We start from the raw sequence: 9854 nt of genomic DNA, 5'->3' as shown, positions 1-9854 counted from the left end.
TGGACACGCTGCTCGAATTCTCCATCCCGCCCGCCCCCACCCCCGGCCCCTACCCTATTCCGCCGCAGACCGTCGCCGGGGCACTGCAAGCGCGCCTGATCGCGATCCTGCAGGCGCTGGTCGCCGGCTCCGGCACGGCTCCGGCCCTGCCGCCGCTCCAGTTCATTCTTCCGGCCGACGCCGCGTTCAACGGCGCCCCGCTCTACCGCCTGTCCGCCAGCCTCGATTTCGCACTGTCGCTGCCGTTGTCGCTGTCGGGGAACCAGAGCTTCACGGCCCAGACGGTCCTGCCGCCGCTGCACAGCGGCAGCGGAACAGCAATCGCGACCGCGCGCGCCTTCGCCACGGCCATCGAAACCGTGCTGGCCACCCAGTCGGTAATCCTTCTGCTTGGCGCCGGCAATGGTCGGATCCCCGATTTCTGGGTGCTGCGCTGGGGAGCGGGCGGCATCGATCTGGCCGTGTCCGGCGCATCCTGGCAGGGCTACGCCCCGGCGCCGCTCTCGCCGCAGCTGTTCAGCGGTGCGGTGCCGCTCGGCAGCCTGCCGGCGTCGGTCAATCAGTTCCTGCAAAGCTATGCCGGCGGCGCCACCCTCCCCACGACCGGGACGGTCAGCGGCCTCGACTGCGATGCGGAGATGGGACGGGTCCTGGCCAACCTCGACCAGTTCCTGTCCCCCGGCATCGCGGTGCCGGCCCTCGCCACCGCGGCGACCGCCCCCGCCATCGCCGCCATGACCTCGCTGAAGACCGCGCTCGCCTCCACTCTGTCCAGCGGCGCCGTCAGCCTGACCGATGGCAGCAAGGCCCCGCCCCTGGTCGCTGCGGCGCTCCAGGAGGCGATGCGGACGAAGGCGGAGGCGTTCTACGACATCGACGCCGTCGCCACGCTGGCCGTCACCACAGCGGCGCTGACCGGACTGGACGGCATCGTCCTGTCGGGCCGTCTGCTTCCCGATGGCAACCAGCCCGCCGGGCTGCGGCTGGGCACGGTGAGCGGCAGCATTGGCGGCGGAAGCGGTACGCTGGCGGTCACCCTGGCCGGCGGCCGGCGTCTGGCGCTCGACTCCGCGACCCTGCCTGGGACCTTCCGGATCGAAGCGATCCAGGTGAACGTCACCGATCTGGCGGTCGACACCACGGGCGCCCTGCCGCCGGGACCGACGGCGTTGACCTGCCGGCAGGGCGAATGGCTGCGCATCGTCAACCCACCGGGACCGACCTTGCCGGTTCCCGCCAGCGTCATCGGCCTGCCGAAGCGCGCCCACCCGGCGGCGCCGGTGCTGCGGTCGCAGACGGCCACGCCGAACGCCGGCAGCGGCGACGCGTTGCAGACGGCCAAGGGCTGGGCGCTCTCCGCCGAATACCACCACCGCCCGGTGCCGCAGGACACCGTGCTGGCGCGGATCGCGGTCAACGGTGCCACGGAAACGGAGACGGCCGGCAACGTGGCGGGCGGTCTGCCGACGGCGCTCGGCATACATGCCCTGGTCTATCCGCTGCTTCAGAGCCATGGCCTCGCGGCGCTGCAACCCTACGGCTTCACCCTGTCGGCGCAGGAGGAGGGGGCGATCCAGTCCTTCGCCGCCCTGTGCGGCACCATGGCGGCGACCCTCGCTTCCGCGCAGGAAACCGTCACGGCCGGCCAGGACACGCTGTCCGCACCACTCGTCTACGCTTTCGAGATCAACGAGGGTCCGCAGTCCGCCGGAAGCACCGATCTGCAAAGCCCCTGGCTGGTGGAGGTTCGACAGGCCGGGACCGCCGGCTCCGCCGCCGATCTGGCGGTCGGCATCCCCGGCTACAAGCCGGCGACGGTCAGCGCGACGGCGGAGCTTGCCGTCTACAGCTACAGCTCCGTCACCGACGGAACGCCGCTTACCGCGGCGTCAGGCATGCTGCTCGGCCGGCGGACGCTGTCGATGACCGGGCTCCTCGACGTCGTCGGGGCGCAGTCGGCTCAGCTGTTCCTGTCGGTCGAGCGGAACCGCTATCTGTGGTCGCAAACCGCCAGCGCGACCTTCCCCGCGGCCTTCCTGCTCACCAGCGGCAGCGTCTCTTTCCCGAACCCGGCGCGGCCCTTCCTCACCTGCACGACGCCGATCGCCATGACCGCGTTGACCGGCATGCCGGCCAGCGGCGGGCTGGTCACCTACCTGTCGCAGTTCCTTCAGGAACTGGTGTCCAGCACGATGACCGGCGTCACCCTGCCGAACCAGATGACGGTGCAGCTGGTCGTATCGCTGGAGACGCTGCTTTCGCCGGCGCTGCCGCCGGTGGTGACGCCCATCGCCATGACCCTGGACATCGGTTTGGCCCCCAACGTCTCCGCTGCCGGTGCCGCTGGCTGGGCGACGCAGATCGCCGATCAGGTGAACGGATGGGTCACCGGGGCGTCGGCGCACGGCTATGCGCCGGGTGCCTCGCCATGGTCGACGGCGTCGCTGCTGTTCCAGGTCACCCTGATCGCGCCGACCCAGACGCCGGAGCAGCCGGTCCTGGTGCTGCGGTCGGTCACCCTTCCCCTGTCGTCCGTCACCTCGCTGCAAAGCTGACGGACGACCGCATCCCGCCCATCAGGCAGTCCACGACACGAAGAGAGAGAGCGGCATGTTTTCAGCCCAAGTCGTCTCCAGCGGCACGTCGCTGGCATATTCGGTCCTCAGCTCGGTGGTTCCGTTGGTCACCGGCACGCCGAACACGACGCTGACGATCTACGTCAGCAACCCCAAGCCGGGCACCACCCTGTCGCTGCAGCAGATCGCCATCGCGCTGCCGCTGGGCACGATGTCGGCGTCGGGAGCCGGCGACCTGACCGAGGGCACGGTGGCCATCCCGACCGTGACCTCCACCGACGGCGCCACCTGGCAAGCCTCGTCCACCCCCAACGCCTTCGTCATCGAACTGGAGAACGGCAGCGCCTACAGCTTCGGCAGCGAACTGCTGACCATCACCTTCTCCGGCATCACCGTCGCCTCGACGCCCGGCACGGTGGTGGTGCAAATCCAGGAAGTCCTGAAGGGCGGCAACCCGACCGAATGCAGCGTCTGGATGCCCAAGGTCGCGGCCACCTTCCCGGTGTCGCTGGTGTCGCAGGGCGGCTCGCTCCAGGTCGGCTCCGCCCAGTTCAACACCATCGAGACCACCTCGATCATCAGCGAGCCCAACCAGAGCGCCACGGCTCAGCTGACGACCGTCACCGCGACCACGGTGAACGCCAGCACGGTGAACGCTACCACCGTCGGCACTGTCGGCACGACCACAGTCAATGCCAGCACGGTCAACGCCACCACCGTGAACGCGAATGGCACGATTCCCATTGGCGGCATCATTCCCTACGCCGGTCCGATCAACGGCCCGCTGCCCAACGGCTGGCTGCTTTGCAACGGCGTCGCGGTCAGCAGGACCACCTATAAGCCGCTTTTCGACGTCATCAACACCCTCTACGGCATCGGTGACGGCAACGAAACCTTCAACCTGCCCGACTATCAGGGCATGTTCCTGCGTGGGGTTAGCGCCGGAAACGGCACGGACATCGACGCCCCGAATCGCACTCCCCAGAACCTCGGCGACAGCAGCGTGGGTACCGCCAGCCCCAGCAACAACAACGGTATCGGCACACGTCAGGAAGACCAGTTCGCCTCGCACACCCATACCTATTGGCAGTCGGTATATGTCAGCAGCGGCGGAAACTGGTCCGGCAGCGACTGGAACAACCAGCAGCTACCGACGCTTCCCGCAGGCGGCAGCGAGACGCGCCCGAAGAACGTCTACGTCTACTACCTGATCCGCGCGGAATGACCCGGCGGCGGAGGCGGCGCGGACCCTGCTCCTCACCGCCTCCGGTCGCATCAGGCGGCAATCGCTCACGACAGATCGGGACCGTCTCGACGACATCCCAACCGGAGTTCAGGCATGCCGAGCAAGGGCGTCGACTACTACTTCTACGTTAGCAATCCCGGCACTTCGATCACCGCAACCGAATATGACAATGTGAAGAAATCAGTCAGCTGGACGCTCGACGTTCCGGCCGGACCCGGATTCCAGACCGGCCATGTCGAGGTCGACTATTCCTTCTCCTTCAGCGGCGTGAATGGCAGCTTCGGCTGGCAGACGGTCGGCACGACCCCGGCGCTCAGCGGGCTCGCCATCATCGATCCGGTCACCGGCAACATGGACGGCGGCAACCTGTCGGTCATGATGAACACGCCGTCGTTCAGCGCGCCGGGCTTCGCCCTGTCCTATGGCTTCTACGACTCCGGCCCCGGCTATGGCGACCTGACCAACCAGGATCAGGCCTATGTCTATCTCACACCGCCGATGAACGGCTGGATGGGCCGGCTGGTGGCGGAGAATCCGGCCGCCGCTGCGCAGCCGTTTAACCGGTTCTGCCTTCCCGGCGCCCATGACGCCGGCACCTTTGATCTCGGCTGCGTGCGTCGCCTGCTGGCCAACGCCCAAGCCGTCGGGTCGTTCCTGTCCCTGGTCGGGGCGCAGACGCTCGGCGCCCTGGCCAGCGTCGCCGCCAGCCAAGCGGTGACGGCGATCACCAATCTGGCGGTGACGCAGAAGGACAACGTCGTCGCCATGCTGAACATGGGATGCCGCTACTTCGATTTCCGTCCGGGTTACCTGCCCCCGCAGATCCGGTCCTTCGACGGCGGAATCTACCATCAGCATACGGTCATCCCCGGCTATCCCTTCGCCAGCTTCCTCTCCGACCTGCTGCAATGGCTCGCCGCCAATCCTTCGGAGATCGTCGTGGTGTCCGCCAACAGCCAGGGCTTCTACGACCCCAGCATGATTCCGGACGAAGCCACACTGGCCAGCATCCTGGCGTCCGCGCAGAGCAGCACCGGCTCAACCATCGCGGTCGGGTCGGTGTCGGACCTGGGAAGCAGCTACGCCGACCTCCTGTCGGCCAACAAGCGGCTGATCTTCCTGAACCAGATTTCCGGCTGGCTGCCGGCGACGAAGTACGATTCCTACAGCGACGGCGCCTATGCCACCACCCAGCCCGGCAGTATCGTCGGCGCGCTGTCCGGGATGACCGCCGCCGGGCAATCCGGCAGCAACTACACTGTCCTGCAGCTGCAGGGCACGGCGACCAACACCGGCAAGACCGTCATCGTCTCCAGTGCCGCGTCGCAAAGCAGCGCCTCGTCGCCGCTGATGTCGACCAAGGCCTATTTCGACAGCGTCACCTACCCCTGGCTGCTCGCCAATGTCGGCAAGTCGCTGGGCAACGACCAGCTGGTCGTCTTCCTCAACGACTTTGTCGACAACGCCCTGGCGCAGACCGCTTCGACCATCACCCTCCAGCGCATGGGGCTGGCAACGCAGCCGTAAGCGGGCATCCGACAGAAGCGTGACATGCTCCTGCGCGTCCAAAACGAAGCCGGTGTGGGCTGTGCCGGACAAGGCGTTGTCGTGCGAGGAACAGCAAAAAGCCCGCGCTCCGGATGGAGGCGGGCTTTTTGCTGATTTGATTGCGGGGGCGTGCAACCACCGAGAATTGACTCTCCCGCCCATAGACGTTTAGCACCGTCAGTTCAGCGGTGCATCGCCGATAAGTTTGGCAACCGACGGCTGAGCTAAATCCGATATTCAGGTCAGCTCAGCCGATTATGCTGCGGTGATGGGCCGCATCTCCCAACGGACGGCAGTCACAATCCCCCAATTGCCGGCATCATTGGGGCGGCGCCAGCACGCTTTGGGCATGGCGCGCAACTCCTGCAGGGCTTGCCGGTAATCGGCAACTTTTCGCTCCTCTCCTTTGGGGCCGATGGTGTAACCGCGGGAATTGCCGAGTTCCGGCATAAAGGCGGTTCCGTCACGCGCCACGGGCACCAACAAGATCGACGTTTCGGCCGCCTCCATTTCTTTGGAGGGCAGTGTACCGTAAGCGCTACGAGCGCACCCTTCTTCCCGAAGTGTCTTCCGTAGCCGAGATTGCGCGCGGGTTCACGGGAGACGGAGGGCACGATGGGAGAAGGCGTCAGGCTTCATCCCAGACTTGAAGCCATGGATGAAGGCAGGCCGTATCGGCGGATTGAGGTGATCACGGGGCGGCGGCAGCGGCGCTCGTATACGGCGGAGGAGAAGGCGCGCATCGTGGCTGAGAGCGCGGCGCCGGATGCCAACATCTCCGAGGTGGCGCGGCGCAACGGGGTGAACCGCGGTCTGCTTACGGTCTGGCGCCGGCAGGCGGGCATCGTCCCGCAAGTGGCTCCGGTTGAGATGCCGCTATTCGTCCCCATCACGGTCGCCGAGGAGCCTCCTCCTCATTCAGAAGATCGACGTCCGACAGCGCGGGAGCCGGTGCCGGGCCGGATCGAGATGGATTTGCGAAGCGGGCGGCTCGTGTTCCACGGCGCGGTTGATCCCAGCCTTGCGGCGGCGGTTGTTGCAGCGGCGCGGGGGCGGGGATGATCCCTCTGCGCCCCGACCTCAAGGTCGTGGTGGCGACGCAGCCGGTCGATTTCCGCAAGGGCGTTCACGGCCTGGTCGCCCTGGTGGCCGAGGCGCTGAAGGCCGATCCCTACTGCGGCGACGTCTTCGTCTTCCGTTCCAAGCGCAAGGATCGGCTCAAGCTCCTGGTCTGGGACGGCAGCGGGGTGATTCTCGCAACAAAGTGGCTGGAGGATGGGGGATTTTCCTGGCCGCCGATCCGGGACGGCACGGTCCGTCTGAGTGCTGTTCAGTTCACGCTGCTGCTCGATGGATTGGAGTGGTGTACAGCCTCGCCGCCATCGATCAAAACGCCGCGCTGGATGGGCTGAAAGCATTGAAACGCCTGGGTTCTGCCACTTCTCTGCGGTATACTCCAAGCCATGGTCCAGCCTCTCAATCCGCTCCCCACAGACCCTGCCGAACAGGCCCGGATCATCCGCGATCTGCAGGCCAGGAACGCGGCGTTGCAGGCGCGGGTAGAGACGCTGACGGCGCTGATCTTCGGGGCAAAATCGGAAAAGGCGTCGGTGATCGCCCCCGAACAAGGTCTCCTTTACCTCGGCGACCTCACCGTTGAGCCCGCTCCTGTTGCCAACGACAATGCAGACCGGACAGCCGGAAAGGCGAGACAGCAGCCTCGCCGCCCAGCGGCCCGCAATGTCGGGGCACTGCCCCGGCATCTGCCGCGGGTGGAAACAACCATCGAGCCGGACAACACCGCGTGCCCATGTTGTGCGGGGGCGATGCACCGGATCGGTGAGGACGTCGCCGAAGCGCTGGATGTGATCCCGGCCATCGTGCGCGTGCTGCGCACCGTCCGGCCGAAGTATGCTTGCCGGTGCTGCACCGGCACCGTGGTCCAGGCCACGGCCAAACCGCGGGTGGTCGACGGCGGCATGGCGACCACCGCGCTGGTCGCCCATGTCGTGGTGGCGAAGTTTGCTTGGCACCTGCCGCTGTACCGACAGGCGCAGATGTTTGCCGGCCAAGGCATCGTGTTGGACCGGAGCACGCTTGTGTTCTGGGTTCGCCGAGCCGCTTGGTGGCTGAGGCCGCTGTATGATCGGCTGCTCCTCTACATCCGCTCTCAGCAGCGGGTTTATTGTGACGAGACGCCGCTCCCCCGGCTCGATCCGGGACGCGGGCGGACCAAGGTCTGCCAGTTGTGGGCTCAGGCGGTGGACGACCGTCCCTGGCAAGGCCCCGCCATGCCGGCGGTTGGCTACGTCTACGCCGAGGGGCGGGATACGGCCGCTGTTCAGGAGCAGCTGGCGGACTTCGATGGCATTCTGCAAGTCGATGGCTACGCCGCCTACAAGGCGCTGGTCCGCCGCCGTAAGCGAGCTGGTATCCGCCTCGTCTTCTGTCTGGCGCATGCACGTCGGAAGTTCGTGGCGGTGTTCAAGACCACCAAGTCGGACGTGGCGCGCGACGTGATCGCCCGCATCGGCACGGTGTACGCCATAGAGGAGCGTATCCGCGGCACCGCAGCGGACACCCGCCTGCTGGTCCGGCAGGCCGAAGCCCGGCCGATCATGGCGGCGCTGAAGGCCCGGCTGATGGAGGTGCGGAGCGAAATCTCCGGCCAATCCAGCTTGGCCAAGGCGATCGCCTACACGCTGGGCCACTGGGATGGGTTGATTGCCTTCCTCGACGATGGTCGCATCGATGTCGATACGAATGCCGTGGAACGCACCATGCGCCCGATCGGATTGAGCCGGAAGAACGCATTGTTCGCCGGCTCGGCAGCGGGTGGCCGAGATTGGGCGATCCTGGCCTCTCTGATCAACAGCGCAAAGTTGATGGGTCTCGACCCGTTCACCTACCTTGCCGACGCGCTGGAGCGCATCGTATCCGGCGCGGTGAAGGTCAACGACCTCGACCGCCTGCTGCCCTGGTCGTGGTGGCGGAGCGGAACACCGCGCTCGCTGTCGAGGTCCGGGCGGCATGAGCAAGTCTGGCGCAAACGCCACCACGATGGCGGCCAAACCGATGCTGAGTGCTGGCGAACTTGAAGCCTATCTGCAGGCTCGCGGCCGGGCGGCCCCGGTGTCGTGCCTTGACGGGCTCGACGGCTACCTGACCGCTGTTCTGATTGGGCCGAAGTTCATCGATCCTCAGCTTTGGCTCGGCCAACTTCTGGGCGAGCGCGCCTTGCTCGCCACGGAGGAGACCCGGGAGTACCTGGCCATCCAGGCTGTGGTGCATCACCACAACCGCCTATCGGAGACGATGGCGCAGTTTCCGTATCTGTACCGGCCGCAGTTGCCAACACACCATGCTGGGGGCTTGGACCCGATCTTCTGGTCCCTCGGCTTCCTGATGGCAACCCGGCTGGCACCGCGCGCCTGGAAAAGCATGGCCAACCCGGACAAACCAGAGCACGCCACGTTCCAGGCCCTGCATCCTCTTTTGATCAGCACAGCACCCATCGCCGACGCCGACGTCCCCGCTCTGGCAAAGGCCATCCTCGACCTGCGCGAACACTTCAAGGCCCGCCGCAACAGATCGATGCGATAATCGCGGCGGATCGCTAAAGGGTGCGCTCGCAACGCTTACAGTGTACCGGCTGCGTGTGCCTCTACCCCGCGGCCGGCTGAATAGGGAACGGGCTGTCTCCTTGGGATGCCCATGCGGGTACAGGCCCCGAATCGCCGAAGATGCTGTAGAGCCGCAGGCGCTTGCGGATCAGATCCTCGCGGGCTGCGACAAACTCCGGAAAAGCCTCCGGTACCCAAAGATGGGGTTCGGGCGGAATGAGGTGCATCTCCAGAAAGCCGCCGTCGCGGGTGCGTATCCAGTCGCCGAACGGCATGCCGGCTTTCTCTGAGCTCTCCCGCCCCAGCAGGAGCTGCAGATTTCCGATCCGATCGACGCAGGCCAAAATCTCGTCAATGCGGCTTTCAGAGATGCCTCGTCCCTGGAGGCTGCGGCGCGTGCAAAGCGTCCGCGGAATGATGTGGTCGATGTGGTAAAGCGACGATGACCAGTTCTGCTCCTCATAGAGGGTGGAAAGTGCCAGAAAGCACGTGCGCTGACCGTAGGTGGTCTCCAGCAGAGCAGCCACGTTGGCCTCCTCGTCGAAGGCGACGACGCGCCCGCGGCGCTTGCGCAGCCCGTCGGTCAGAGCATGGAAGGGGAATTCGCGCTCGGTCTCCATGGCCTCCCGCAATAGGGCGCGGGACGTGCCGATGGTCTGGTCCGAGCTTCCCCCAAAGACGTTGTTCAGCAGCGCTCCGAGAAGCCATCGACGGATGCGCAAACGGTTCTGAACCTCGAAAGGCGTCGTTCCGTCGAGCATCACGCCATTACCGAGCTTGAACGTAAGCGGAGCGTGATCGCACCGGATCAGGCGTTGACGGCGGGCTTCCAGTTCCAGGGGAGCAGATCGGCAAGGCGTG

Annotated in this window: 8 protein-coding genes and 1 pseudogene; 7 read left to right on the top strand and 2 right to left on the bottom strand. The window is 66.2% G+C overall.

Annotation, left to right across the window (positions count from 1 at the left end; all coding sequences use genetic code 11):
• The 3 genes from TSO5_RS32850 to TSO5_RS30830 form a co-directional block, all read left to right on the top strand.
• Positions 1-2555: hypothetical protein (locus TSO5_RS32850; RefSeq protein WP_158282514.1), on the top strand; the 2555-nt coding region annotated here is incomplete at its 5' end.
• A gap of 55 nt (positions 2556-2610) precedes the next feature.
• On the top strand, positions 2611-3801 hold the full coding sequence (locus TSO5_RS33565; protein ID WP_109155181.1) for a phage tail protein: 1191 nt from the start codon (positions 2611-2613) through the stop codon (positions 3799-3801).
• A gap of 114 nt (positions 3802-3915) precedes the next feature.
• Positions 3916-5349, top strand: coding sequence for a hypothetical protein (locus tag TSO5_RS30830; protein ID WP_109155180.1), 1434 nt, complete (start codon positions 3916-3918; stop codon positions 5347-5349).
• Positions 5350-5625: 276 nt separating this feature from the next.
• Here TSO5_RS30830 and TSO5_RS30825 read toward each other — a convergent pair whose 3' ends face one another.
• Positions 5626-5880 carry a hypothetical protein gene (locus TSO5_RS30825; RefSeq protein ID WP_199231070.1) on the bottom strand — a complete coding sequence of 85 codons (255 nt, stop codon included), beginning with the start codon at positions 5878-5880 and terminating at the stop codon, positions 5626-5628.
• Between the two features lie 105 nt (positions 5881-5985).
• Between TSO5_RS30825 and TSO5_RS30820 the strand changes: the two genes are divergently transcribed.
• The 4 genes and pseudogenes from TSO5_RS30820 (at position 5986) to TSO5_RS30805 (ending at position 8973) form a co-directional block, all read left to right on the top strand.
• Entirely contained in the window at positions 5986-6432 is a 447-nt protein-coding gene (locus tag TSO5_RS30820; protein ID WP_109155179.1) for a transposase, read from the top strand.
• Positions 6429-6782 (top strand): IS66 family insertion sequence element accessory protein TnpB, encoded by a 354-nt coding sequence (gene tnpB / locus TSO5_RS30815; RefSeq protein WP_109155178.1) that lies wholly within the window; start codon positions 6429-6431, stop codon positions 6780-6782. Before TSO5_RS30820 ends, tnpB begins: the two co-directional genes overlap by 4 nt.
• Before the next feature lie 51 nt (positions 6783-6833).
• A pseudogene (locus TSO5_RS30810) lies at positions 6834-8404 on the top strand (IS66 family transposase).
• A complete protein-coding gene (locus tag TSO5_RS30805) occupies positions 8401-8973 on the top strand; it encodes a YecA family protein (RefSeq protein ID WP_109155177.1) in 573 nt (190 codons plus the stop codon). The pseudogene TSO5_RS30810 and the gene TSO5_RS30805 overlap by 4 nt, the downstream one beginning before the upstream one ends.
• A gap of 61 nt (positions 8974-9034) precedes the next feature.
• Here the strand turns inward: TSO5_RS30805 and TSO5_RS30800 are convergent.
• Positions 9035-9854, bottom strand: an 820-nt coding sequence (locus TSO5_RS30800) for a hypothetical protein (protein ID WP_211099792.1), incomplete at its 5' end; no start/stop codon positions are given.

Source organism: Azospirillum sp. TSO5 (genome assembly GCF_003116065.1).
Classification (GTDB): domain Bacteria; phylum Pseudomonadota; class Alphaproteobacteria; order Azospirillales; family Azospirillaceae; genus Azospirillum.
Note: the sequence above shows the minus strand (reverse complement) of the source record. Positions and strands in the feature narration are given on the sequence as shown.

Coding starts and splice junctions, on each gene's coding strand:
- TSO5_RS33565 (WP_109155181.1), top strand. CDS start 2,611: ATGTTTTCAGCCCAAGTCGTCTCCAGCGGCACGTCGCTGGCATATTCG.
- TSO5_RS30830 (WP_109155180.1), top strand. CDS start 3,916: ATGCCGAGCAAGGGCGTCGACTACTACTTCTACGTTAGCAATCCCGGC.
- TSO5_RS30825 (WP_199231070.1), bottom strand. CDS start 5,880: ATGGAGGCGGCCGAAACGTCGATCTTGTTGGTGCCCGTGGCGCGTGAC.
- TSO5_RS30820 (WP_109155179.1), top strand. CDS start 5,986: ATGGGAGAAGGCGTCAGGCTTCATCCCAGACTTGAAGCCATGGATGAA.
- tnpB (WP_109155178.1), top strand. CDS start 6,429: ATGATCCCTCTGCGCCCCGACCTCAAGGTCGTGGTGGCGACGCAGCCG.
- TSO5_RS30805 (WP_109155177.1), top strand. CDS start 8,401: ATGAGCAAGTCTGGCGCAAACGCCACCACGATGGCGGCCAAACCGATG.